Origin of the sequence: Bradyrhizobium sp. 153 (assembly GCF_023073835.1) — a bacterium.
Lineage (GTDB): Bacteria > Pseudomonadota > Alphaproteobacteria > Rhizobiales > Xanthobacteraceae > Bradyrhizobium.
The window spans coordinates 108470-133984 of sequence record NZ_JADPKH010000006.1; the positions used below are offsets into that span (position 1 = coordinate 108470).

20 protein-coding genes are annotated in these 25515 nt (G+C 62.5%); 7 read left to right on the plus strand and 13 right to left on the minus strand.

The features are described from left to right. Positions 1 to 3: 3 nt before the first annotated feature. Both IVA91_RS01225 and IVA91_RS01230 read right to left on the minus strand, forming a co-directional pair. Positions 4 to 1908, minus strand: a complete 1905-nt coding sequence (locus tag IVA91_RS01225) for a diguanylate cyclase (protein ID WP_247458270.1) — start codon at positions 1906 to 1908, stop codon at positions 4 to 6. A 171-nt stretch (positions 1909 to 2079) separates the two neighbouring features. After that, positions 2080 to 2295, minus strand: a complete 216-nt coding sequence (locus tag IVA91_RS01230; protein ID WP_247279537.1) for a hypothetical protein — start codon at positions 2293 to 2295, stop codon at positions 2080 to 2082. A gap of 106 nt (positions 2296 to 2401) precedes the next feature. On the opposite strand from IVA91_RS01230, the gene hemE reads away from it, so the two are divergent. Beyond that, a complete protein-coding gene (gene hemE / locus IVA91_RS01235; protein WP_247279536.1) occupies positions 2402 to 3436 on the plus strand; it encodes a uroporphyrinogen decarboxylase in 1035 nt (344 codons plus the stop codon). Between the two features lie 169 nt (positions 3437 to 3605). On the opposite strand, the gene hemC is transcribed toward hemE, so the two are convergent. The 3 genes from hemC to IVA91_RS01250 are packed head-to-tail and all read right to left on the minus strand — an operon-like array spanning position 3606 to position 6884. After that, the gene (gene hemC, locus IVA91_RS01240; protein ID WP_247279535.1) at positions 3606 to 4586 is read right to left on the minus strand and encodes a hydroxymethylbilane synthase; all 981 of its coding nucleotides are present in this window, start codon (positions 4584 to 4586) and stop codon (positions 3606 to 3608) included. 26 nt (positions 4587 to 4612) lie between these two features. Next, on the minus strand, positions 4613 to 6238 hold the full coding sequence (locus tag IVA91_RS01245) for a choline dehydrogenase (protein ID WP_247279534.1): 1626 nt from the start codon (positions 6236 to 6238) through the stop codon (positions 4613 to 4615). A 55-nt stretch (positions 6239 to 6293) separates the two neighbouring features. Beyond that, the gene (locus tag IVA91_RS01250) at positions 6294 to 6884 is read right to left on the minus strand and encodes a TetR/AcrR family transcriptional regulator (protein ID WP_247279533.1); all 591 of its coding nucleotides are present in this window, start codon (positions 6882 to 6884) and stop codon (positions 6294 to 6296) included. A gap of 170 nt (positions 6885 to 7054) precedes the next feature. Here IVA91_RS01250 and IVA91_RS01255 point away from each other — a divergent pair, with 170 nt between their 5' ends. Together IVA91_RS01255 and IVA91_RS01260 are read left to right on the plus strand one after the other, a co-directional pair. Then, entirely contained in the window at positions 7055 to 7420 is a 366-nt protein-coding gene (locus IVA91_RS01255; protein WP_247279532.1) for a nuclear transport factor 2 family protein, read from the plus strand. 303 nt (positions 7421 to 7723) lie between these two features. Continuing rightward, a complete protein-coding gene (locus IVA91_RS01260; RefSeq protein WP_247279531.1) occupies positions 7724 to 9685 on the plus strand; it encodes an EAL domain-containing protein in 1962 nt (653 codons plus the stop codon). A gap of 214 nt (positions 9686 to 9899) precedes the next feature. On the opposite strand, the gene IVA91_RS01265 is transcribed toward IVA91_RS01260, so the two are convergent. From IVA91_RS01265 to pgm, 4 genes are all read right to left on the minus strand, one after another. Next, entirely contained in the window at positions 9900 to 10880 is a 981-nt protein-coding gene (locus IVA91_RS01265) for a PDR/VanB family oxidoreductase (RefSeq protein ID WP_247279530.1), read from the minus strand. Between the two features lie 10 nt (positions 10881 to 10890). Continuing rightward, entirely contained in the window at positions 10891 to 11643 is a 753-nt protein-coding gene (locus tag IVA91_RS01270; RefSeq protein WP_247279529.1) for a GntR family transcriptional regulator, read from the minus strand. A 5-nt stretch (positions 11644 to 11648) separates the two neighbouring features. Next, on the minus strand, positions 11649 to 12698 hold the full coding sequence (locus IVA91_RS01275) for an aromatic ring-hydroxylating dioxygenase subunit alpha (protein ID WP_247279528.1): 1050 nt from the start codon (positions 12696 to 12698) through the stop codon (positions 11649 to 11651). Between the two features lie 354 nt (positions 12699 to 13052). Beyond that, positions 13053 to 14699 (minus strand): phosphoglucomutase (alpha-D-glucose-1,6-bisphosphate-dependent), encoded by a 1647-nt coding sequence (pgm, locus tag IVA91_RS01280; protein ID WP_247279527.1) that lies wholly within the window; start codon positions 14697 to 14699, stop codon positions 13053 to 13055. Between the two features lie 271 nt (positions 14700 to 14970). On the opposite strand from pgm, the gene IVA91_RS01285 reads away from it, so the two are divergent. Continuing rightward, positions 14971 to 15819: an MBL fold metallo-hydrolase gene (locus tag IVA91_RS01285; protein WP_247279526.1), complete on the plus strand. Its 849-nt coding sequence runs from the start codon at positions 14971 to 14973 to the stop codon at positions 15817 to 15819. 8 nt (positions 15820 to 15827) lie between these two features. Here the strand turns inward: IVA91_RS01285 and IVA91_RS01290 are convergent, their stop codons facing one another. Both IVA91_RS01290 and IVA91_RS01295 read right to left on the minus strand, forming a co-directional pair. Next, positions 15828 to 16718, minus strand: a complete 891-nt coding sequence (locus tag IVA91_RS01290) for an aldose 1-epimerase family protein (protein WP_247279525.1) — start codon at positions 16716 to 16718, stop codon at positions 15828 to 15830. A gap of 348 nt (positions 16719 to 17066) precedes the next feature. Further along, the gene (locus IVA91_RS01295) at positions 17067 to 18362 is read right to left on the minus strand and encodes an acyltransferase (RefSeq protein ID WP_247279524.1); all 1296 of its coding nucleotides are present in this window, start codon (positions 18360 to 18362) and stop codon (positions 17067 to 17069) included. Positions 18363 to 19353: 991 nt separating this feature from the next. Here IVA91_RS01295 and IVA91_RS01300 point away from each other — a divergent pair. Together IVA91_RS01300 and IVA91_RS01305 are read left to right on the plus strand one after the other, a co-directional pair. Beyond that, positions 19354 to 19644 (plus strand): hypothetical protein, encoded by a 291-nt coding sequence (locus tag IVA91_RS01300; RefSeq protein WP_130211929.1) that lies wholly within the window; start codon positions 19354 to 19356, stop codon positions 19642 to 19644. Positions 19645 to 20259: 615 nt separating this feature from the next. Next, positions 20260 to 21423 (plus strand): glycosyltransferase family 2 protein, encoded by a 1164-nt coding sequence (locus tag IVA91_RS01305; protein ID WP_247279523.1) that lies wholly within the window; start codon positions 20260 to 20262, stop codon positions 21421 to 21423. A gap of 45 nt (positions 21424 to 21468) precedes the next feature. On the opposite strand, the gene IVA91_RS01310 is transcribed toward IVA91_RS01305, so the two are convergent. Then, positions 21469 to 21927, minus strand: a complete 459-nt coding sequence (locus tag IVA91_RS01310; protein WP_247279522.1) for a DCC1-like thiol-disulfide oxidoreductase family protein — start codon at positions 21925 to 21927, stop codon at positions 21469 to 21471. Further along, positions 21917 to 23557, minus strand: a complete 1641-nt coding sequence (locus tag IVA91_RS01315; RefSeq protein ID WP_247279521.1) for a hypothetical protein — start codon at positions 23555 to 23557, stop codon at positions 21917 to 21919. Before IVA91_RS01315 ends, IVA91_RS01310 begins: the two co-directional genes overlap by 11 nt. A gap of 401 nt (positions 23558 to 23958) precedes the next feature. Here IVA91_RS01315 and IVA91_RS01320 point away from each other — a divergent pair, with 401 nt between their 5' ends. Then, positions 23959 to 25446: a lipopolysaccharide biosynthesis protein gene (locus IVA91_RS01320; protein WP_247458272.1), complete on the plus strand. Its 1488-nt coding sequence runs from the start codon at positions 23959 to 23961 to the stop codon at positions 25444 to 25446. The last annotated feature ends 69 nt before the right edge of the window (positions 25447 to 25515 follow it).

Consider the following 25515-nt stretch of genomic DNA (forward strand, 5'->3'; position numbering starts at 1 on the left):
GAGCTACTGACCGGACGCCTTGAGCATCAGGCTGGCCACCTCGCCCGACATCATCAACCGGTTGCGCCCGGCCTCTTTCGCGGCGTAGAGCGCCTGATCGGCCGCCTCGACGAGCGAGGCCACGCCCGCCGTGCGCTCCAGCACCGGCCGGCAGGCTGCGCCTCCGAGCGAAGCGGTAACGCAACCGGTGGCACAGTTGCTGGTGTGGACGAGGCCCGCCTCGCGGATCGCCCGTCGAATCCGGTCGCCGATCCGGGCGCAGCCCTCGGCATCGGTGTTCGGCAGCAGGATGGCGAACTCCTCGCCGCCATAGCGCGCCGCCAGATCGCCGGGACGCTGCATCTCGGCCGCGATGACCTGCGCCACCCGGCGGAGGCAGGCATCGCCGGCAGGATGGCCGTATTCGTCGTTGTAGGCCTTGAAGTGGTCGACGTCGACCATCAGCAAGGCGAGGCTGGAGCGGTCGCGATAGGCGCGCGCCCACTCGTCCTTCAGACGTTCGTCGAAGCGGCGGCGGTTGGCAAGGCCGGTGAGGCTGTCCTCGATCGCGAGCGTCTCAAGCCTGGTCTCCAGCTTCTTGTGTTCGGTGATGTCGCGCGAGATCGCCACCACGCCGTCGATGTTACCGTTGGCCTTGCGTGTCACCCGCATGGTCGATTCGAGCCAGACTTCGCCGTTCTCCCGGTGCGAGTTGCGATAGACGAGGCGCGCCTCCTCCTTCTCGCCACGCTTCATGGCGTCGACGATCGCCTGAACCTGCGGCCGATCCTCCGGATTGACGCCCGCGAGCGCGGGCGTGCCGATCAGTTGATTGGCGCGCCAGCCGACGAGGCGCACCGACGAGGGCGAGACATAGCGCAGCCGCTCGTCGAGCCCGATGCGGGTCACCATATCGCTAGAGCCTTCCGCGAGCAGGCGGAAGTGAGCCTCCTTTTCGATCAGGGCTGCGGCCATGCGCTGGCCCCGTTGCAGCTGCCGCACCAGTACGGCACCGATGACCACGATCAGCATCACCAGGGCGACCACGTAAAGCATGCGGGAGATCGCGGCTGCGCGCCAGGGCGCCAGCAGTTCGTCCTTATCGACGGTGGCGAGCAGGACCAAGGGGTAACGGCTGCTGCGCTTGAAGAAGCTGACGCGCTGGGCGCCGTCCAGCGGCGACTTGAAATGATAGGCGCCGCCCGGCTGCTGCAGGCTGGCGTCGCGGAACAGCGGTGTGTCGCCGACGTTGCGGGCCACGAATTTGTCGTTACTCGGGTTGCGCGCAACGATCAGACCGTCGCCATGCGTCAGCGCCACCGAACTGTTGCGGCCGATCTCGAACTGCTCGTAGAAATGCGAAAGATATTCCGAGCTGATGGTCGCGAGCACCACGCCGCCGAAGCTGCCGTCCGGCTTGTTGAAGCGACGCGACAGGGTGACGACCCATTCGCCGTCCAGTAGGCTCTTCACGGGGCGGCCGACATGGGCCTCTCGTTTCGCAGAGAGCTGATGATGACGGAAGAACGCGTCGTCGCTGAAGGTCGAGCCGATCGTGCCGGGCAAGGTCAGCCAATTGCCCTGATCGTCGATGATGGCGAGGCTGTGAATGCGCTCAACGGCCCTCTTGCGCGCTTCCAGCAGGGTGCGCAGCTTCGCGATCGTGGCCGGGCCGGCGCCGTCCATCTCTAGCCGGCTGACGACGCCGACGACGCCCGAATCCAGCAGATCGAGGCTGTCCTCTGCATGCTGTGTCAGCGAACGGGCAACGTTCGCCATTTCGGTCTCGGCACCCTTGAGCACCGCATCGCGCGCGGCCCACTCGCGCCAGCCGCTGACCCCGAGAATGGTCACGCAGGTCAGCACGACGAACGCCGCCGCGCGCAGCGGCAGACGGCTCCATCCGGCTTTTTGGGTCGCAGCACTCATGCGGCAGAATTCTCCGATCTTTTCGGAAACTCTGCCGCTTCTGCCAGTGAACTCTGAAATAACCGCGGTAATGCGCGGCGATATGCGCTCTTTCCCGTAGTCGTACGGACGCAAGCATCAGCGCATTGCTAACAGAACATTACCGCGCCTCTCGGGAACGACTCCCGCCCGCTAGCTGAAGATGGCCTTGACTTTCTCCCAGAGCGTGGGGTGCTCGGCATCCGCATCCGCCTTCGAGGGTGTCGGTTGCGCGACGCTGACGGGATCGGAGGCCGGAAACGTATCCTTCAGACCGCCGTCGAGCTTGGCGTTGCGATCGGCGGCGAGCGCCTCGCGCAGGTCATCGGCATGCTTGTCGTGCGGCGCAGGGTTGAATCTCTCAGCCATGATCTCCTCCATTGGCTGGTCAACGCGGCCCGATTGCGCTGGTTCCCCTGTTCCGCTGGGGGCCGCGGCAGTGTATCAGGAGCCATAACTCTCTTCAGGACCATTCGTGCCCCAGTCTGCGTCAAAGCCCTTCATCGACGTGCTCTCCGGCCAGCGCCAGGCCATCCCGCCCATGTGGATGATGCGGCAGGCCGGCCGCTACTTGCCGGAATATCGCGAGGTGCGCGCCAAGGCGGGCGGCTTCCTCGATCTCTGCTTCAATCCGGAGCTTGCCGCGGAGGTGACGCTGCAACCCATCCGGCGATTCGGCTTCGATGCCGCGATCATCTTCTCGGACATCCTGGTGATCCCCTATGCGCTCGGCCGCTCCGTGCGTTTCGAGGTCGGCGAAGGCCCGCGGCTCGAACCGCTGGATGACCCGGCGAAGATTGCGACGCTGGCCGCGCGCGCCGACTTCTCCAAGCTCGCACCCGTGTTCGAGGCGCTGCGGATCGTGCGCGGCGCGCTCGCTCCCGAGATCGCGCTGATCGGCTTCTGCGGCGCGCCATGGACGGTAGCGACCTACATGGTCGCCGGCCAGGGCACGCCCGACCAGGCACCAGCGCGCCTGATGGCCTACCAGCATCCGGAGGCGTTTGCAGAGATTATCGACGTGCTGGTCGACAACTCGGTCGAATATCTGCTGGCGCAGCTCACCGCTGGCGCCGACGCCTTGCAGATCTTCGACACCTGGGCCGGCGTGCTGCCGCCGGCAGAGTTCGCGCGCTGGTCGATCGAACCGACGCGGCGCATCGTCGAAGGCGTGCGCGCCAAGGTGCCGGATGCGAAGATCATCGGCTTCCCGCGCGGCGCCGGCGCGCAGTTGCCTGGCTATGTCGAGACGACCAGCGTGAACGCGGTGAGCATTGACTGGACCGCGGAGCCGGCCTTCATCCGCGAGCGCGTGCAGAGCAAGGTCGCCGTTCAGGGTAATCTCGATCCGCTGGTGTTGATCACTGGGGGTACCGCCCTCGACCGGGCCATCGACGACGTGCTGGCGAATTTTGGGCAAGGGCGGCTGATCTTCAATCTCGGGCACGGCATCCAGCCGGAAACGCCGATCGCCCATGTCGAGCAGATGCTGAAGCGCGTGCGGGGCTGATTTATTTCGCAGGTGGGACGCGGCAAAACAAAAAGCGCGAAAACAACCCCATGCACAGTAGACAAGTCATTGAAAAATCTAAGCCAGCATGACTCACCCGGCGCGTTTGACACGTCGGGCAAAACAGGGGCACGATGACATCATCGCGGATTATGATCTCGCAGGCAGGCTAGCGCGGCCGGCTGCGCTCGATGATCTCGGCGGCACCCTTGGCCAGCAGATCCAGACCCACCGCACGACCGAGTTCGCGCGGGCGGTTGGCGGGGCCTGAACGCGAGGCCTCGATGATGGTGTTGCCGGAGAGGTCGAGCACGGACGCCGTCAGCGACATCCGATCGCCGGCGCTGGTCGAAAAGCTCGCCACCGGCGAATTGCAGTGGCCGTTGAGCACCCATAGCACTTCGCGCTCCGCGTTGGCACAGGCGTGCGCGGCGGGATCGTCGATCGATGCAAGGATTTGCCGCGTCTGCCAATCTTGCGCCGCGCATTCAACGGCGACGATGCCCTGGCCTGCGGCCGGCAGCATCTCCGCCGGCGTGAATTCGTAAGCGATGCGATGGGAAAGGCCGACGCGATCAAGGCCGGAGCGCGCCATGATCAGCGCATCCGCGGGACCCACCTCGCCGCCATCGGGCAGACGCTGCTTCGTCTTGTTGTCGAGCTTGCGCACACGCGTGTCGGCCGCACCGCGAAAATGAATGATCTCTGCCTCCGGAAAGAGCCGACGCGCATAGGCTGCGCGCCGTACGGCATTGGTGCCGATCTTGAAGCCTCGGCCGCGCGCTTGCCGAAACGTCTCCAGCGTCACGCCATAACGCAGCACCAGCGCGTCACTGGGCGGATCGCGCGACAGCGTGGCGCCGATCACGAGGCCGGGCGTGTCCTCGTTGCCCGGCATGTCCTTAAGCGAGTGCATCGCCGCCTGCAATTCGCCCGAGAGCACGGCGGCGCGGATCTGCGCCACGAAGGCGCCGCCCTTGCCGCCGTGGGGCAGGAGCTTGCTGGTCTGGTCGAGATCGCCCGTCGTGTCGAATTTGACGATCTCGACGTCGAGATGGGGCACGGCGGCGGTCAGGCAGCGCACAATCTCTTCCGTCTGTGCCAGCGCCATCGCGCTCTTGCGGGTGCCGATCTTGAATCGCGTAGCCAAGTCTTTGTCCTCTCGAAGCGCGCGGGTTAGCGCGCATCCTCCAATATCATGTCGGAGGCCTTTTCGGCGATCATGATGATGGGCGCGTTGGTGTTCCCCGACACCAGGTCCGGCATGATCGAGCCGTCAACGACGCGGAGGGCGTCAAGCCCCCTCACCTTCAGCCGTTGGTCGACCACCGCGAGCGCGTCGTTGCCCATACGACAGGTCGAGGTCGGATGGTAGATGGTGCTGCCGCGCTCGCGGCAGAAATCCAGCAGCTCCGCATCCGTGGATACTTTCGTGCCGGGATCGACCTCGCCAGCGACGAACGGCTTCAGCGCCGGCGCGCTCAGGATCTTGCGCAGGATCTTCAGGCCTTCGACGTTGGTGGTGCGATCGGTCTCGGTCGACATGTAGTTGATGCGGATCTCCGGCGGCACGGTCGGGTCGGCACTTTTGATGCGCAAGGTCCCGCGGCTTTCGGGCCGAAGCTGGCATACGGAGGCGGTGAAGCCGGAGAAATCGTGCAGCTTCTCGCCCATCTTGTCGGTCGAGAACGGCAGGAAGTGCACCTGGATGTCGGGCGAAGCGAGCCGCGGGCTAGTCTTGAAGAACGCGCCCGCTGTGCCGGCCGCGATCGTCAGCCAGCCCTTCCGGAACAGCGCGTAACGTGCGCCCGCCATCGTGCGGCGCAGCGGATGATTGATGGTGTCGTTGAGCGTGATCTTCTGCGAGCAGCGCATCACGATGCGGACCTGCATGTGGTCCTGAAGATCGTGGCCGACACCCGGCGCCTCCAGCACGAGGTCGATACCATGCGTGCGGAGGAGATCGGCCGGGCCGACGCCGGAGAGCTGAAGCAGTTGCGGCGAGTTGTAGGCCCCGCTCGACAGCACGATTTCCTTGCGGGCCCGCGCACGGCGCAAGGCCGCGCCTTGCCGGTATTCGACGCCGACCGCCCGCCGCCCTTCGAACAGGACGCGCTGAGCGTGTGCGGAGGTCTCGATCTTGAGATTGCTGCGCGACTTGGCGGGGCCGAGATAGGCCACCGCCGTGGAAGCGCGGCGGCCATTGCGCGTCGTGGTCTGGAATAGGCCGACGCCTTCCTGCGTGGCGCCATTAAAATCCGGATTGTAGGGCAGACCGGTCTCGACCGCGGCGTCGATGAACGCCTTCGACAGCGGATCGGTCACGATCATGTCGGACACCGGCAGCGGGCCGCCGCTGCCGTGATATTGGTCGGCACCGCGCGACTGGTTCTCGGCCTTCTTGAAGTAGGGCAGCACGTCGTCATAACCCCAGCCGGTGTTGCCGAGCTGGCGCCAGCGGTCGTAGTCCTCGTGCTGACCGCGGACATAGAGCAGGCCGTTGATCGAACTGGAGCCGCCCAGCGTCTTGCCGCGCGGCTGGAAGACGTGGCGCCCCTTCAGCTCGGGCTCCGGCTCGGTCTGGTACATCCAGTTGACGGACTTTTCCTTAAACAGCTTGCCGTAGCCGAGCGGCACGTGGATCCAGATGTTGGAATCCTTCGGCCCGGCTTCGAGCAGCAGCACGCGGTGCTTGCCATTCGCCGAGAGCCGGTTGGCGAGCACGCAGCCGGCTGAGCCGGCACCGACGATGATGTAGTCGAATTCGGGATCGGACGGCGCGTGGGAGGAATTTGCGTTCATGCGCTACTGTTCTTTTTGTTGGTGTTGGCGTTTCCAGCTTCGTCACTTAGCACAATCATGCATGCAGGCGCAGCGCCTCGACCAGCGACCTGAACGCACGGGCATATTCCGCGCCCGCCCTTGCGATATCAGCGCGCCCGGCGCAGGCGACCGCGGCCTCCGTGACTGCGCCGAGCAGCAGCCGCGCCAGCGGCTCGACCGGCTGTCGCGCGATCAGGCCGGTCTCCATCGCCGCCGCAAGGGTGCGCGGCAGCTTGCCACCGAAGTGCTTGGCGTCGATCTCGCGCCAACGTTCCCAGCCGAGCACGGCTGGCCCGTCGCGCAGGATGATCTGGCCGGTGGGGCCCTTTGCCGTCGCCGCAAAGTAATGCTGGGTACCGGCAACCATAGCGGCGAGCACGTCCTTCTCGGCGCGCGCGGCGCTGTCGATCTCGACAACGAGGTCGCGCGAGACCTGGTCGAACACGGCTTCGAACACCGCCTCCTTGGTCTTGAAGTGATGATAGACCGCGCCCTTGGCGATGCGGGCCCCCTCCGCGATCTCGTCCATGGTGGTGGCGGCGAAGCCTTGTGTCCCGAACAGGCGGCGCGCCGCCGTCAGGATCGCTTCCGTGGTCGCCGCCCGCCGCTCCGCCTGTTTCGCCATGTGTCTCGTCTGGGTTCAGAATACTCTCCCTTCGGGAGACGTGAGTTCTCGGCTCGCACCGGTTCAACTCACTCTCGCTTTAGTCGAGTTCGGCGCAGGCGGCCAGTTGACTTTTCGACCACCGGTCGGTATTTACCGACCATAAGTCGGTTTAGTCGTGAGGTGTGCCATTGCCGAGTCGTGACATTGTCGAAGCGTTTGCGCAGCGGCTGGAAGCAGGAGACTTCATCGGCGCCATTGAACAGTTCTGCGCGCCCGATGCCGTCACCTACGAGAACAGCGGTGCTCCGACGGTTGGCCGTGATAAGCTCATCGCCAAGGAGCGCGGCGTGCTGGCGGCCTCGAAGGAGGTCAAGGCCGTGCGCATTGGGCCGAGCCTGATCGAGGGCGACCATGTCGCGACCCGCTGGTGCTTCAGCTTCACCAACGCCGATGGGATCACCCGGACGCTCGACGAGGTCGCCTGGCAGACCTGGCGGGGCGATCAGCTGATCGAGGAGAGGTTCTATTACGACCCGAAGCAGTTGGGGCGATGATTGCGGACACCGGTGTCATCGCCCGGCTTGACCGGGCATCCAGTACGCCGAGACGCCAATAGTCAATCGATAGGCCGCGGCGTACTGGATGCCCGGTCAAGCCGGGGCATGACAGCGGAGTTAGGGGCGAACATCCCCTGCCATCGCGCATTTGTATCGATTTGTTATCGATACCCTCGTTTCGAACACGCAGAAGTGGTCACGGCGGCGGTCGCAGCCGAGCATAATTCATAGTTCGTCAAAGGTTTGTAGCGAATTCTCAGCGTCTAGCCGGACCAACGGCCGATGCTGCCAGGCTCTCGAATGCGGACTCAAACGACCAGCTATTTCGCACGGCTGTTCGCCGGCGATCTGTCGGCGTTAGGCGGTCCTGCAACCGACGAGGCCGTCGCCGGTCATATTCGGGCCGAACAGATGTCGCTGGTGCTCGGCTATTCCGTCGGCATCATGCTGGCCAATGCCTGCAACGCCATCGTGCTGGCCATCGCGCTGTGGCAGTCGCCGGACCGGATGCCGGCCCTGATCTGGGCGGTCGCCGTGGCCGCCGCTGCGATCGCATTCGGCCTGCAATCCCACGCCACACGCCGCATCACCAAGCCGCAATTCGTCTCGCGCCGTGCCATGCACCGGCTGGTGCGCAACGCCTTCATCCTTGGCACGGCCTGGGGCATCGTCCCGGTCGCGTTCTTCTCCGACGCTTCGACTGGCGGCCAACTCGTCATCACCTGCCTGTGCTCGGGCATGCTGGCGGGCGGCGCGCTGGCCTTCGCGACGATCCCGATCGCGGCCATCGCTTTCACGGCGCCCATCTTCCTCGGCATCGCCATCTGCCTGGGCCGAAAAGGCGATCTCGCCTTCCTGCTGATCGCATTCCTCGTCGTGGTCTACGGAAGCGTGCTGCTCCGCGGCGTGTTCGTCAATTCGTTCTCGTTCGCGCGTCGCGTGATGCAGCAGCTCGAGGCGGAGCGCACGGTGCGGCAGGATCCCCTCACCCATTTGCCTAACCGCGTCGCCTTCAACGAAACGCTCGATGCCGCGCTCAAACGGCTGGCGTTATCAGGCGAGGAATTCGCGGTGCTGCTGCTCGACCTCGATCGCTTCAAGGAGGTCAACGACCAGTTTGGCCATCCCGCCGGCGACGAATTCCTGGTCCAGGTTGCAAGCCGCCTGCAGCGTTGCACGCGCGCGGCCGAGCATGTCGCGCGCATCGGCGGCGACGAATTCGCGCTGGTCATGAACAATGTGGCGCGGCCGGAAGATGTGCTCGAGATCGCCGAGCGCTTCGTCGCGGCCTTCACCGAATCGTTCCAGATCGAGCGCCGCCAGATCGTCGGCGCGACCAGCGTCGGCATCGTGCTGGCGCCGCGCGACGGCAACACGCCGTTCGACCTCATGAAGAATGCCGACGCCGCGCTTTATCGCGCCAAGAAGGCGGGAGCCGGCATGGTCTGCTTCTTCGAGACCAGCGACGACAAGGTGTCCCGCGACCGCAAGGCGCTGCAATCGGACCTCGCGGGCGCGATCGCGAGGGACGAGCTGTTCCTGGTGTTCCAGCCGTTCCTCGGTCTGGGCGACAACCGCATCACCGGCTTCGAGGCGCTGCTGCGCTGGCAGCATCCGGTACGCGGACTGGTGCCGCCGAGCGAATTCATACCGATCGCGGAGGAGACCGGGCTGATCCACGAGATCGGCGAATGGGTCATTCGCCGCGCCTGCACGACGGTGGCGCAATGGCCCGAACAGATCAGGGTCGCCGTGAACTTCTCCGCGGCACAATTTCACAACACCGGCATCCTCCAGACCATCGTGCAGGCGCTTGCCGACGCGAAGGTCTCTCCCAGGCGGCTCGAGATCGAGATCACGGAATCGATGCTGCTGTCGAAATACGGCTCGGCCGCATCGGTCCTGAATGCGCTGCTGGAACTCGGCGTCACCGTGGCGCTCGATGATTTCGGGACGGGCTTCTCCTCGCTCACCTATTTACGCAAGCTGCCGTTCAGCCGTATCAAGATCGACCAGTCCTTCATCCGCGACATGCTGGTGCAGCCGGACTGCGCTGCAATCGTGAAGTCGGTGGTCTCGCTCGCGCGGGACCTGCGCATCGGTGTCGTCGCTGAAGGCGTCGAGACCTCCGACCAACTCGAATATCTGCGCCAGATCAGCTGCGACGAGGTGCAGGGCTATCTGATCAGCCGGCCGGTGGCGGCCGATGCCGTGCTGGCGCTGCTGGACAGCAAGAAACATCGGGCGACCTTTGCGGCGTAGGACTCGATCGGCTTAAGATCGGTGCCGCTACGAAAGAGGTGCGCTCCCTCCCCCGCTTGCGGGGGAGGGTTGGGGAGAGGGTGTCTCCACAGAGGGAGTTCCCCAGAGGAGAGAACCCTCACCCGCGCCTTCGGCGCGACCTCTCCCGCACGCGGGAGAGGTGGAGTCCGTGGCTCCGTCCATTCCGCCAAAACAGATCTCGCTGGACGCTATTTCAAATCGCGTCCGCCCGCAGCAGTGTATCCACGGTGATCGTGCCCCTCGCGCGGGAGACGCAGGCACAGATCTTCTGGTTGCTTTGCTTCTGCTGGTCGCTGAAGAAGACGTCGCGATGGTCGATCTCGCCGTCGACCGCGACCACGTCGATGGCGCACAAGCCGCATTCGCCGCGCTTGCAATCATACATCACGTCGTGGCCGCTGGCGTTGAGCACGTCCAGCATCGAGCGTTCGCGCGGGATTTCGAGCTCGACATTTGAGTCCTTCAGACGCACCCGGAACGTCTCGGTCGGCAGCGTGCCGCTGGAGCCAAAGGTCTCGTAGCGGAGATCCGGAAGCGGATGGCCGGCGCCGATCCAGGCATGGCGCGCGGCATCGAGCATGCGCATCGGGCCGCAGAACAGCGCGAGCGCGCCCTTGGGCGCCGACGCGAACAGGGCGTCGAGATCGAGCCGGTTGCCTTCGTCGCTGGCATGAACGACCAGGCGATCGCCGAGCAGCGCGGCGAGATCATCGAGATAGGCCGCTTCGCCGCGCGCGCGCACGGCGTAGTGCAGCGTGAGGTCAGCGCCGCGGCGGGCCAGCGCCTGCGCGGCGCCAAAGATCGGCGTGATGCCGATGCCACCGGCGATCAGGCAATAGTTTTCCCGCGTCCAATCCACCGCAAGCAGCGAGGCGGGCTGGGTGATGTCGAGCCGCGCGCCTGGCTGCAATGACCACATATAGCGCGAGCCGCCGCGGGAATCATCAGCGCGGCGCACCGCGATCTTGAAACCAGCCGAGGTGGCTTCGCCGACCAGCGAATAGGACCGCGCCTCCGGCAGGCCGTCGATGGTGACGTTGACATTGATGTGGCTGCCGACCGGGTAGGCGGCGCCATCGAACTGATCCGGCCGGATCAGGAATTCCCGGATGCTCGGTGCGAGATCGCGAGTCGAGACGAGCGTTGCCGGTATCCAGGTTTCGATGAAGCGCATGGCTGTGCACTCAATCGGTTGCGGTCTTGATCAGCGCGAGCGCCGGCAAGAGGTCGAGATGGGTCCGGTTGCGCAGCGCGAGCCGCAGGTTGCGCACCGCGAGCCGCGCATGCTCGCGCATGACGGCCTCGGCGCGCGCGCCTTCGCGATTCTCGATCGCGTCAATCACGACGCGATGATGCTCTTGCCCGATGATGAGGATCTGCTGCGCCTCGGGCAGCGCCGATTGCGCCATCACGAAGCCGCTGGGCGAGGCGAACGGCAGCGCGGAGGCGCGGTCGATCTGCCGAATCAACGGCGGGCTGCGCGACAATTCCGTGAGCAGCGCATGAAAGCGCGCATTCAGCGTGACATAGGACGAGAAGGAATCGACCGAGATCGGCACCTGGCGCAGCAATTCGTCGATCGCGGCGAGGCACTCCTTCAGCGGCTCGAGCTCGCGCGCGGAGACGCCGCGCTCGGCGGCGAAACGTGCGGCGAGGCCTTCCAGCGTGCCGCGCAGCTCGATGGAGTCGGAGATGTCGCGCTCCGAGAACGCCTTCACCATGAAGCCGCCGGAGGGGATCGCCTCCAAGAGGCCCTCCTCCTCCAGTCGCACCAGCGCCATGCGCACCGGCGTGCGCGAGGCGCCGGTGGTCTCCACCGCCTGGAGCTCGGAGATGCGTTCGCCCGGACGCAACACGCCCGACAGGATCTGGTCGCGCAGCGCGAGCTGCGCCTTCACGGTCTGCGAGACGGAGCGGTCGACCTCACGTTCGGCCATGTCGGCTATTCCGCGGCCTGGAGATGCTGCGGCGCGTTTTCCTTCGCCACCATGCGATCGATCAGCTTGCGCGTCCACATCGCGCCCGCATCGATGTTGAGATTGTAGAAGATACGATCCGGGTTCTCGTCCATCGCGCGCTGCTGCGCTTCGAGGATCAGCTCGTCCTCGTGAAAGATGCCGGAGACGCCCTCGCGGATCTCGGTGGTGATGCGCTGCTCACTGATGCGATAGTTGCGCACGAACGCCCAGAAATAATGGCAGGTCTTCTCGGTTTCCGGCGTGATGGTGTTGAGCACGAAACCGTTGACGCCCTGTGAGCGGTCGCCTTCCGGCGCGCCGGTGCCGGTCGGCGCCACGCCGACGTCGATGGCGATGGTGCACGGGGCTTCGAAGCGGATGATCTGCCAGCGGTCGACGAGACCGGGCTTGCCGAGTTGCTTGGCCCAGAACGGCGGCGGCTCGATGCCGCGCATCCAGCGCGTCACGGTCACCGTCTTCTCGCCATGGGTGACGTCGAACGGCGCCTCAGCCACCGCATCGTTACCGATGGAAGAGCCGTGCACAAAAGTCTCGTGGGTGAGATCCATGAGATTGTCGAGCACGAGGCGGTAGTCGCATTTGACGTGGATGGTCTTGCCGTCGCCAGCCCAGGCCGGATCGTGATTCCAGTGCATGTCCGGAACCAGCGCGGGATCGGCCAGCGCGGGATCACCCATCCAGAGCCAGATGTAGCGGTGACGCTCGACCACCGGATAGGCCCGGACACAGGCGGACGGATTGATGGTCTCCTGCGAGGGCATGAAGGTGCAGCGCCCTTGCGCGTTGTACTTCAGGCCGTGATAGCCGCAGATGACGGTGTCGCCTTCGAGCCGTCCCTTGGACAGCGGCACCAGGCGATGCCAGCAGGCATCCTCCAGCGCGGCCACCGAGCCGTCGGCCTTACGGTACATCACGACATGCTTGCCGCAGATCGTGCGCGGCAACAGCGCCGGCTTCACCTCGGCATCCCATGCCGCAGCGTACCAGGCGTTCATCGGGAAGGGCTTTGTCATCGGTCTCACTCCCACGGCTCATGAATACGTTATGTATACAATAGCAGTCGACCAGAAACGTTCAAGCTAAAACTAACCTACTATAATACCTTTATCAGTGAAGCTGTATACATATCTGGCCGGAGGTCTATTTTCCGCGAAGAGAGCAATAACCGCGTGAGGCGCCCTCTTACCCTCCCCTTGGAGGGGAGGGTCGCTTCGCATGGAGCGAAGCGGAATGCGGAGCGGGGTGGGATGATCTCTCCACACGGGCACTACCCAAGAGGAAAGATCACCCCACCCCGCTCGCGCTACGCGCGATCGACCCTCCCCCTCCAGGGGAGGGTAAGAGAGCGTCCGCCGCCACAAGATGCCTTACGTCTCGAACACCCTCGCCAGGCCGGCCCTAGCCTCCTCCTGAATCCGCGTCAGGTGCGCGGTGCTGCGGAAGCTCTCGGCGTAGATCTTGTAGACGTCCTCCGTCCCCGAGGGCCTTGCTGCGAACCAGCCGAAATCGGTCTCGACCTTGATGCCACCGAACGGCTGGCCGTTGCCGGGCGCCTTGCTCAGGGTGGCCCGGACGGGGTCGCCGGCGAGATCTTTCAGGCCAAGTTGCTCGGGCGTGACCGATTTCAGGATGGTCTTCTGCGGCCCGGTGGCCGCGACGTCGGTACGCGCGTAATGGGGCACGCCGAACTCGGCGGTGAGGTCGCCAAAGAGCTGGCTGGGGTCACGGCCGGTCCGGGCCATGATCTCGGCAGCAAGCAGACCGAGAATGACGCCGTCCTTGTCGGTGGTCCAGACCGTGCCGTCCCGGCGCAGGAACGAGGCCCCCGCGCTCTCCTCGCCGCCGAAGCCGAAGCCGCCGGTGAGGAGGCCGTCGACGAACCATTTGAAGCCGACCGGCGTCTCGATCAGCTTGCGGCCGAGCTTTTTCGCAACGCGATCGATAATCGAGCTCGACACCACGGTCTTGCCGATCGCGGCATCCTTGCCCCAGTCCGGACGGTGCGCGAACAGATAGGAGATCGCGGTCGCAAGATAATGGTTCGGATTCATCAGGCCGCCGGTCCGCGTCACGATGCCGTGGCGATCCGCGTCGGTGTCGTTGGCAAAGGCGACGTCGAAGCGGTCGCGCATCCCGATCAGGCTCGCCATCGCATAAGGCGAGGAGCAGTCCATACGAATCTTGCCGTCCCAGTCCACCGTCATGAAGCGGAAGGTCGGATCGATCGCCTCGTTCACGACGGTGGCCTTGAGGCCGTAGCGATCGATGATCGGATGCCAGTAATGCACGGCGGCACCGCCGAGCGGATCGATGCCGATCGTGACGCCGGCGGACTTGACCACGTCGAGATCGACGACATTGCCGAGATCGGCAACATAAGGTGTGATGAAATCGTAGGCGTGGACTTTCGAAGACTTGCGCGCCTTGGCGTAGTCGACGCGCTTCACGCTCCTGAGGGCATCGGCGAGATAAGCATTGGCGCGCTTCTCGACCACGCCGGTGACGTCGGCGTCGGCGGGGCCGCCATGCGGCGGGTTGTATTTGTAGCCGCCGTCTTCCGGGGGATTGTGCGAGGGCGTGATCACGACGCCATCGGCGAGGCCGCTCGTACGCCCCATGTTGTAGGTCAGGATCGCGTGCGAGATCACCGGCGTCGGCGTGTAGCCGCCGTCCTTGTCGATCATGACATCGACATCGTTGGCCGCGAACACCTCGACGGCGCTCGTGAGCGCGGGCTCTGCCAGCGCATGGGTATCGATGCCGATGAAGAGCGGGCCCGTCAGCCCCTTTTCTCGGCGGTAATCACAAATCGCCTGCGTGGTCGCGACGATGTGGCCCTCGTTGAAGGTGTTCTTGAACGATGTGCCGCGATGACCCGAGGTGCCGAACGCGACCCGTTGCGCGGGGTCGGCCGCGTCGGGCTTGCCGGCGAAATAGGCGGTCACCAGCCGCGGAATATTGGTGAGCGCGTCCGGCGAGGCCTGCTTGCCCGCCGCGGGATCAACATTAGCCACTGAAATACCTCGTCCTGTCGCAAGCGATCGCGGGATACAATAGCACCGACCGGCACCCCGCCAAGGGCACAACACGCGCGAAGGAGGGGGCGTTCCTTCCGCCGGCTGCGCCTCACATTCGGGTGTCGTTCTGGTGAAACCGGCCCATAGAACGACGCCATCTGCGCATCTCGGTGACGGAAGGCCAGCCAACCTAATCACCTCGCAGCTTGCCCCGCCGCGAGTTTCGCATCTAGTGTGCGTCGCAAGAGGCTGTATCTGGAGGAGCGCCATGGAGGTCATACTGCTCGGCACCGGCGGCCCACGCCCCGATCCGCGCCGGATGGCGACGACCACGCTGATCAGGCTCGGCGACCAAAACATCCTGATCGACGCCGGCCGCGGCGTTATGGTGCAGCTCAGCAAGGCTGGCGTGCCGCTCGGCGCCATCAACACGGTCTTCCTCACCCATCACCATTTCGACCACATCGGCGATCTCTACGACGTGATGCTGAATTCGTGGATGCATGGACGCAAGGACGAGCTGCGCATCTATGGCCCGCCGGATACCGAACGACTGGTCAACACGCTGATCACGCAGGTCTACGACAAGGACATCATCTGGCGGGATCGGGGCGAGCCGACCTTCGGCGGCTGGAAACCGGTGGTCGCAACGGACATCGTGCCGGGTCCGGTTCTCGACACCGGCCGCTGGAAGATCAGCGCCGAACTCGTCTCGCATGGCGACGGTCTCGACATGCCGCCTGGCTTCCTCCAACGCTGGATGTGCGTCGGCTACCGCTTCGAGGCGGAAGGCAAGGTCATTGCGATTTCCGGCGACACCGTCCCCTGCCCCGGCCTCGAGCGATTGGCGGAGGGAGCCGACCTGCTCGTTCAGTGCTGCTTCCTCGCAACGCCGGAGATCAGCAACGAGCACCTGCGCCGGCTTGCGAAATTCACGATCGCCTGCGGCGATACGGTCGGAAAAGTCGCAGCCAAGGCCGGCGTCAAGAAGCTCGCGCTGACCCATCACCGGCCGCGCACTGACGATGCCATGCTGAGCGCGCTGCTCAACGATGTCCGGCAGGACTACTCAGGTCCTGTCGTGCTCGGCGAGGACCTCACGCGGATCGAGCTCTGAGCGCGGTCTCAGGACGATCCGGCTTCGATCCGAAACGACAAGCACTCTTGCGCACCCGGCGCGATATGCATCAGGCCGGGCTTTTCGGTGAACTCGCCGTCGAAGCCGGTGGGGCTGGCATGGCCGCGCCAGGGCTCGATGCAGAGGAACGGCGCGCCCGACGGTTTCGACCAGACGCCGAGTTCGCGAAAGCCGCGCCAGGACATTTTCAGGCAGGGCCCGGTTGCTGCGCCCTGCCCGGCGCCATAGCGGACCGAATTGCTCTCGATGCGGTCGAAGATGATGGCGTCATCCACGAACAGGGCTTCGGACAGGCGCAGCGCTCTATTCTTGACCGGGCTCGGCTCCGTTGCCGCGCGCAGCAAGCCGCCGTCGAGACGGCGGACGGGAGCCGATTCCGCGTTTGCAAAGGTCAGCGCGTAGCTCTCCTTCGCTCGTCCGGCTTGGAGCGGCCAGTTGAAGGCGGGATGGCCACCGAGCGAAGCCGGCAATGTCTCCTTGCCGGTATTGGCGATCGTGAACGTCAGATCAAGGCCGGAATCGTCGATCGCATAGGCAGCGGTGAGCCGGAATGCGAACGGATAGAGCGCGCGCGTCGCCTCGCTGTCTTCGAGCACCAGCGTGCAGCGGCCCTCGCCGCGTTCTGTCCACGCGAAACGGCTGTCGCGTGCAAAGCCGTGCTGGGTCATCCGATAGGTCTTGCCCCGGTGCCGCAATTCGTCGTTGGCGAGGCGCCCGACGATCGGAAACAACAGCGGCGCATGGCGCGGCCATTCTGGCCCCGCTTGCCAGACGAATTCGATGCCGCCGCCGTCCTTGAGCGAGCACAGTTCGGCGCCATGCGCCTTGACGGTCGCGCTGAGCCGGCCGCTCCGAACGGTGTGGGCATCATCGCTCATGTGCGACATCTACACCGCGATCTCATATGCAGCAAGGCGGCGCCGGCAGAGGTGTGACGGTCATCGATGGCGCTTGCTTGCGCAGAGCGTTGAAATGTAAAAGAAAATTTTGGTTCGTTCTGTGGACCATCGCTCGACAGCGCGGCGACGCGCAGCAAATCGCATGATCAGCGCCTGGGTTGTCACGCCGTCGGACCTTCAGAGCCGTCGCGCTAGGCGGGATACAAAAGTAAGCCGCCGAGGTCCGCAACGCCCTCGACTTTGCCACAGGACTGAGGCGCAGCCGCGAACTCGAGCACCGAACACACCTTTGACCCGCAGTCCCAGATGTCCCAGCAGGGAGTCCTCTTAGGACGATGCGACCGGTTTAGACTCAGCACGACGGGATACCCCAGCGCCGGTGAGCTCGTCGGAATTGGAGTTGCGCAACAGGAACAACGACCTCCAGTCCCCCTGATGCCCGAATTCGATATAGCGATAGCTCAGGGCACTTAGCAGGATCGTTATTGCAAGATACGGAAATGAAAGTCGAAGCGTGTCTTGGAACGGAGACGTATCGGGCGGGATCATTTCAACCATGATGATCGAATGCCACGCATAGATGCTGTAGCACATGCATCCGACGATTTGAATGGGCCATGCCTCGAACAAGCGATTTGCGGACCATGCCCCGCACAACACCGCCAGCAGCACCATGGCAAACCCGGCGCAAAAGATCGTGGCGTAGAGAATGCTCACAGCCCAGGGGCCGTTATCCTTGAGATATATGGCGGCGATCATCAGCAGCAGTCCGGGCAGCAGCCCCCGCGACTGAAATCTCCTAAGTGAAACGCTGTCCCTGGACTTGACGTAGAGATCGCAAACCAGCATTCCGAAAATGAACTGGTAACACGACCCAAATATTCCGCCCACAAACGGGCGAAACATCCCAATCCGATCCACCGCGATAAGATGCCCAGCCATCACAAAAGCTGAGCAGATGACGACGCTCAACAGCAACAGCCTTCGAAGGCCGAAGCGCGCGATCAGAAGAATCAGCAGCGGAAATAAAAGGCTGAACCAGATTTCAACGCCTACGGACCACAATACGGGATTGGAGGGGGGCATAAACCCGTGCGGCACAAAAATGAAGAGCGTAGATAGCAGTCCGCCGAGCTCCAGATACCACGCGTGCGACCCAGCGGGTGACTTGGCATGGAGTGCAACCGTCACGAGGACAACCGTATAGTAAAGTGGAAGCAATCGGGCTGCGCGATGCCAATAGAAATGCGGGAAGTCGGCAAGCCGATCGATGGCCCGCTTCTTGGTGCGATAGGGCAGGTACAGAACGAATCCGGAGAGCACAAAAAAAATATTTACGCCCAAGAAGCCGTGCTTTGCGACAATGGCCAGGAGACCATTCGGATCAAGTTCGCCGGGAAACGCCGGCGCGCTGGATGTAAACGGAACAAGCAAGTGAAAGAGGATCACCATCAGGATGGCGAGTCCGCGAAAACCGTTGACCGCCCCGATCTTCTGCGCGCGACTACCGGCTATGATGGTGGAACCTGGGGATTGTAACGACAAGATGGCGATCTCGGTATTCTGGTTGCCTGTTGCGATGCTCGCTACGTTGAGCGACCTGTCAATCGATGGCTGTCGCATCACTCTCGACGCGTGCGATGCCAAACTGGGGGCGCGTTAACCAGCAACTTGGCGCCTCGGCGGATCACAGCGAATATCTCGTATCGCGAACACCTCACCACTCGTTGGAAGCGATCCTCAGGCGAGCGCAGCCTCACCCGGACACGCCGAACGACGTGCCTTCAAATCGTCAATTACGGCATCTATCAACTACGGGATATGGACGGTAGCAGGTTAACTCTGAGGCAGAATTATGAGTGGGCGCGTATAGTTTGATGGTTGGGCTCCTCATCATATTTGTTCTGCTCGCGATTGGCTTCGCGGCCGGCTACGGCACGCGTGAGCTGATCTCTCGTAAGCGGCACGCCGAGTACCTGAACTTGCAGCCCTACGTTTCGCCCGAGCTCAGAACCAGGCGACCATCTTCGGATGAAAGCACCAGGACGCGATACGCCACACCTCAACCCACAATGACTGAGCAGACGAACTATGACATGCCTCAGTCGCTTAAACCCGTATCCATTCGGGAGCCGAAGCCAGCGAAATCCGCGCCTGCCGGCGCAAGCTTGCGTCTGATCGAGCCGCATTCCTCTGAGCCCGATACCGGATCTTTGCAGTCCGTGGACATTGAGCAGAGCCTCGAAGAACTAGTCGGGCTCCTGCTGCGTAAAAAGCAGGGGGGCTAGGACCGGTCTCCTCCGGGGCGCCTTGCTCACAAGCCTCTTGCCGCATTTGCGAGTCCGCCAGTTGCGGAGGTCGAGCACACCGGGGGAAAGTAAACCCCTGGAACCGAAAGCACCAAGTTGTCAGCAGGAGAACTCCGGAATCCAGGGGATCGCGCCGACGACCGAGCACGTTCCAGAACAGAGCCGCCCGCCCGCAGCGCAGCGGCAGCCGCACCAAAGACTGGCGATGGCCGTACAAAAGTGGTATGTTTTTAGCGCCTCTGTGGCTACAATACGGCCCGTCATGCGTCCGGAACATCTCTGGTGCAAGAGCAGGAGGGCAGATTTTGGTCGTGCTGATGATCGCAAGCGCCGTGGCGGGTGTTCTTCTGGGGCGTTTTCTTCGCGCATACGCTCTTATTCCCGCAACGATGCTGATCCTGGTTGCAGCGTGGTATTTGGGCCTTGAGCAGGGTTTCGCCACGGGCGCGATAGCCTTCGTCGCCAGCGCGGTAATTTTGCAAGTCGTCTATTGCGCGAGCCTGCTGATCTATCTGCTCATCGCGAACCTCTCGGTGCTCGACCAGGTGCAGTCGGAGGCATCACCGCAGATGCCTGAATCGCAAATCGCAGTCTAGTCAGCCCCCTATCATGAGCGGCCAGCGAGAATGTTGTCGCATGGTCGTACATTGTTACATCCTTCTGTAGAAGCTCCGCACCTGCTTAATTGCCATGCAGTTCATCCCGCGGGGCCGCATTCCCGCCGGTGTGCTTGTGAGCGCTTCATTTACGCGGCATTGATCCCGTGCACGCGTTCTGCTCCGCAGAAACCGTTGGCCACAGCTCTAATCTGCTCAATGGCTCGAAAGATCTCCTGCACCAAATTGAATACGCGTGGCGGAGGCTTCTTCTTTGACTTTGATTTCGGCTCCTTGAAACTTCCGCGGAATAGCTGTGTTGCACAAAGCCGACCGGGCAAAATGCCTTTGCACGACACGACGCGCGACAAGCTGGAGCGACACATCAAGTATGCTCAAGACGTTTGGGAATGAAGGGCAATGCAATCAATTTGGAACCGACGCGACGCCGCCGGCCGATATTCCTCTTGCAAAGAAGAAGCGCCTATTTGTAGCTCGCCACGCACTTATGAGGCTAGATCAACCCGCTGAGACAACGTGACCGTCCATAGCACCTATATTCGCCGTCTTTATCGTAGATAATGCAGATGTGATCGGTTGGCTGGAAAATCTAAAATGGAATTGCCGGCGAGAGCAGCGGCGGGCGGCAATGGCGCGCAGAACGCGTTACAAGAGTCGATCGTAACGGGTCAAGCGGCTGTCGCACTTTTGACGCCAACGCGATCACGGACCAAGCAGCGCCCCGATCCGGTCATTCACCGGATTGATACCCGGCCCCTCGACTTCGGCGTCGATGAGATCGTAGCTGTCGGCAAGCTCCGCAACGAGATGCTGCGATTACCCGATTTCCTGCGCCATCATCGCCGGCTCGGAGTCGGACGTTTCCTCGCGATCGATGACCGTTCGGACGACGGCACGCGAGCATTCCTGCTCGATCAGCCGGATGTTCACGTGTTCGAGATTCGGGAGCCTTTTGCAGAATCAAGTGGTGGTGCGCGTTGGACCAGCGCCGTGCTCGACCAATTCGCGCCAGGACGGTGGGCGCTGACGCTCGACGCAGACGAACTCTTCGTCTACCCCGGCTGCGAACGTTTTGATCTTCGATGGTTGTGCCGTTATCTGGAGAGCACCGGCGCTGATTGCATGACCGCGGAAATGGTCGATATGTATCCACGCTGGCTCGGCGGTCCGGAGCGCTACCATGCCGGCGAGAGCCTCATCGCTTTCTCCCCCTACTTCGATTCCGACACCTATGTGAAGCGCCGTCGGCGCGGCTTTCCGACCAACTACCTGGTGGGTGGTGCGCGAGCGAGGCTGTTTTATGACGAACCGATGCCGCCAAAGATCGCTCTTTACGACGCACTTGTACAGTTGCTTGAGCCATACGGGCTGGCGCGGCTGCTGCCTGCAGTTAACATAACGCGCTGGCAGCCACCGCTGCTCACTAAAGTGCCGCTCGCCCGATGGTCGCCCGGCCGTCGCTATATCGCCGCCGGTCACCTGATGGCCCCACCAGGCAAGGCAAGCGACGTCACAGGCGCCCTGCTCCATTTCAAATTTCTTCACGACTTCACCGATAAGGTCGCAATCGCGGTCCGTGAGGGGAACTACTATCTCGGCTCGGTCGAGTATCAACGCTACGCGGAGCGGCTCGATCAGAATCCGTCATTCGAGCTCATCTATCCCAATAGCCTGATCTACCAATCATCAGACGATCTTGTCCGTTGCGGTCTGATGCGTCTCTCCCCGGCCTACCAGGCCGCGACGCGACAACCCTGACACCGCTTTCTGCACAGGAGGCGCGCTGGAGCCTTCCTCCAATCGTTACCGGACCCCGTCGTTGTGCTTGATGTGTTCGTCGGAAGGACCGACCGATATCTGCTGTTCTGGAGCATTGATTTCATCGATCCGCTTGCGGCCGAGAAGCCGAAGGAGAAGCTTCCTTCCGCGCACCAGCACTGGATAAATTGCCCTTGCGAGGCGGGGCCGGGAGAACACGAGCCGATTGAGGCGATTGAAGACGGTCGCCTCCCCGGCAAGCGTTGCCAGCAGATGCATTGCAGCGGCCCCATAGTAGTGCCGCCCACGCCAGCGAACCACCATGCCTTCATTGAGATCGAGGTTGCGCGCGCGGATATCGCGCACGATTGGATGCTCCGAACGCGCGTCGATCAGGTGAATGCGCTGCCCACGCTCCCGCAACTGGTACAGCAGAACATAGCGGCTGCATAACGGGCATTCGCCGTCATAGACCACCCAGATATCGTCATCACTATGGGTCAATTCGATAGTCCGTTCGCTTCCGAACGTCGCGCACAAGCTTGCCCTCCGCCAGGCCGAGGCATACTGAGTCCACCACATAGTGATAGGCGACAATATCGTCCATGGTCAGCTTGTTGAATTCGCCGTACAGCCATGGATTGGACAGCATGTGGTGCGGATAGGCATAAAAACTGTTGTTATCCTTCACCCAGGGATAGACACGGAAAAAGCGATCCGTCTCGCGGACCATTTTTTCCACGGCCTCCATGGCTACGCCTGTGTCCTGACGCGGAAGGATCTCCGGGCCGCAGGTGGTCGCGTCGTGCCAAGTCGCAAGATCGTGGTTGTTGCCGCCAACGCGAGCCCGGAAATGATTCTCAGGGATGTACATGGTTCCGGTCCCGATCATGTACGAGTAGATGCCGAAATACGTGGAAGGCGCGAGAACCTGGCGACCATCGCGGGTCTCGACGAAAAGCCGCGGGCTTGCCAGCTTCGGCCCGTCCAGCCATCCAAGGTAATTGGTGTAGAAGAAGAACCGGCCACAAATGACGGTCACGACCATCACAACCTTCATCGCCGGGGTGAACCCATCGCGCGGCAGCGTGCGTGCCGCGGCTACGATGAACAGGTTGAGCGCAATCCAGAAGAAGAACAGAGCCCCCAGTGTGAAGTACACGCCGATGTGGAAGATGTCGAACAGCAGGCAGAAAAACGACAGCGCGCGCGTCGAGATCGCAGCCAAGGGCGACAGGAGCTGGGCACCCAGCACGAAGACGTTGAAGATCAGCTGGTTGCTCACGATCGCGTCCCAGATAGTCTGCAACGCGCCCGGCCATAGGCCGAGCGGGGCGTCGCCGCGTTCGAGACCCATCAGGATTGAGGTTTGCGTGGGATTTGCGAGCAGCCAGGTCCATGGCTTCTCGCCACCAGCCTGCAGCTTTGCGATTCCCGACCAGAAATAGCTGCCGAGATGCGCCCCGACGGCGCACGCCCAAATCAAGCCATAGGCGCGATCGCGAAGCTGCTTCACGTTATCTGCAGAAGCGAACAGAGTTCGCAGCCACGGCACGCGATCCATCACCCAGGCGCTGGTGAGGACGATCGTGCCGAGCACGCCAAGGACGGCGAAGTTACCGACGTCGAGCATCCCGAGATAATCGGTCTCGGTCACGAAGATGCCGGACACGACGCTCACCATTTCGCGCCATGCATGGTAAAAATAGAACAGCGGCACCAGAAATGAAGGACGCCAGATCGCGGCTATTCCTGCCACAACCGCAAGCACTGCACCGTAGCGGAAGAACAGAATTTTGTCGCTCGAACCGAACAGGATGTTGGGGGGCCCTGCGAAAGGCCCCAATGAATCGAACAGCAACTGCACGAAAATCGTCATTCCGATCGCGAGGGCGGTGATACGCAATGGCGGCGAGAAATCACGATAGCGAATGGAGCTGAAGGCGAGCGCGCCGGCAAATGCCAAGCAAACCAGCACCAAAGCGTAAATGTCAGACCAGCGCGCCAGGTGCGTGACGGCCCGCCGCGAAATCGCAGAAAGAATGACGGCTACTGCAAGAAGGAAGAGAGGTCCCGCGAGCGACGAGACGCTAGACCGCGCTCCTTGCTGTGATGCAACGGTATACAACGCCATCCCGTCTGGGACCTCCGGAGCTTCGCCCAACCGAACATTATAGAATCACTAGCCATCTGCAAGCATCGCAAGCGCAGCTCGTCCTTCTCCCGGTGCGAGTGCCAACGAAATCATCCCGCGGGAACCTCAACACTGCGAATTGAATATGACAAACTGCGGGCATTGATGTGACCACAAGTGTCCACGTCGACATTGGTGACGGTCAGACCATCGTTTGAAAACAGTTTCGACCCAGCTCCGCTGATCCCACATCGCCCGATCACGTCTTCCGTTCATGTCAGGGCCAAGCTATAAGCCGGAGACGATCGGAACCGCCATCGTTCAGCGCACTGGATTTCCCGAGGCACTTGCTGGCAGGCGCAAGACCGCGCAAGACTGTTTGAGATCGCAGGGTGAGCTCGTTGGACAAAGACAGCAAGTCACGGGCCGTAACCAACATCCTCATAACGGGCGGATCCCAGGCCTGGAAACTCTCGGCCGGTTTTGTCTTGACGATATTCTCGACGCGAAATCTTGCCCCGTCCGACTTCGGCGTGCTGGCCATGTCTGCGACCGCTGCAACGTTCCTCGGACTCCTCAAGGACGTCGGCGTTGGACAGGCCATCATTCAACGCACGGAGATCGCCAAGGGTCAGATCGATGCGCTGTTCTGGTTGTCGGTGCTCGCTTCCGCGGCATCTGCTCTCGTTCTGGCGTTGAGCGCGCATCCGGTTGCGCTGTTTTACGACGATACGAGGCTTCAACAGCTCATGATCGCAATTGCCGGCCTAAGCTTCATTGCCGGCCTTGCGACCGTTCCGGCGGCGCTACTTGCCAGAGAGTCCCGGTTCAAGGCTCTGGCAATCCTGGATGTCGCCGCGACAACCGCTTCCGTTGTCGCGGGGATCGTCGCCGTAATCATCTTGAGAGACTATTGGGCACTTTATCTGTCCACGCTCGTTCTCACGCTCATTTCGACAGTCGGGATCTGGGCCTATTCTGGCTATCGCCCTGGATATCCCCATCTGGACAGCGAGACGCGACACATGGCGCGATTTGGCCTGCACGTGTCAGGGTTCAATCTGGTCAACTATCTCTCGAGAAATGCGGACAACATTCTCATCGGCAAATTTCGAGGCGGCGACGAACTCGGAATGTACGATCGGGCCTATAAGCTGTTGCTGCTGCCGATCGTCCAATTACATAACCCCATCGGCCAGGTGATTGTCCCGCTGCTTTCGCGACTTCGTTTCGATAAGGAGAGATATCTGAGCACCTACAACGATGCCCTGTCCATGGTTATGCTCATATGTCAGCCGGGCATCGTCTTCGCCATCCTGCTCTCGGAGCCGCTCTTCAGAGTTCTCCTCGGCGAGCATTGGGTGGGTGCAGCCCCGATTTTTTCCTGGCTTGGCGTTGCGGGCTTGATCCAGGTCGCGACCGCGACGGCAGCTTGGCTGTTCCTCAGTGAAGGCCGTGGCCAGGAGTACTTCAGGCTCGGCGTTTGGACCGCCCTGATCAACGTGACCTCATTCCTCGCCGGTCTTCCCTGGGGCGCGCTTGGAATCGCCGCAGCGTATACGCTGGTGAACTGCACCGTCGTGCTGCCGCTTTATGCGATATCGATCGGTCGTCATGGCCCTGTGACGACAAGGAACCTGATCAAGACGACTGTCCCGCATTGGATCGGTTGTGCCGTTGCGGCGACCGTCACAAGGATTTCGATCATCTCATTGCTGGATGGAAACTCATTCGCTGGGCTGGTTACGCTGCTGGCGCTTGCCTATGCATCATATCTCCTCGCCATGTCCTTCTTCGCGCAGAAACGGGCACTTGCAAAACGCGTATTGCGCAACGTCTTTCGAAAGGCAAAGACCTTCGTCGTCCGTGAAGAACCTCCAAGCGGTTGATCAAGAATCAGTTTTCGGGGCGAGAAGGTCTTGGGGATTGCAAACTTTCGGGCTTTGACGGCCCAAAAG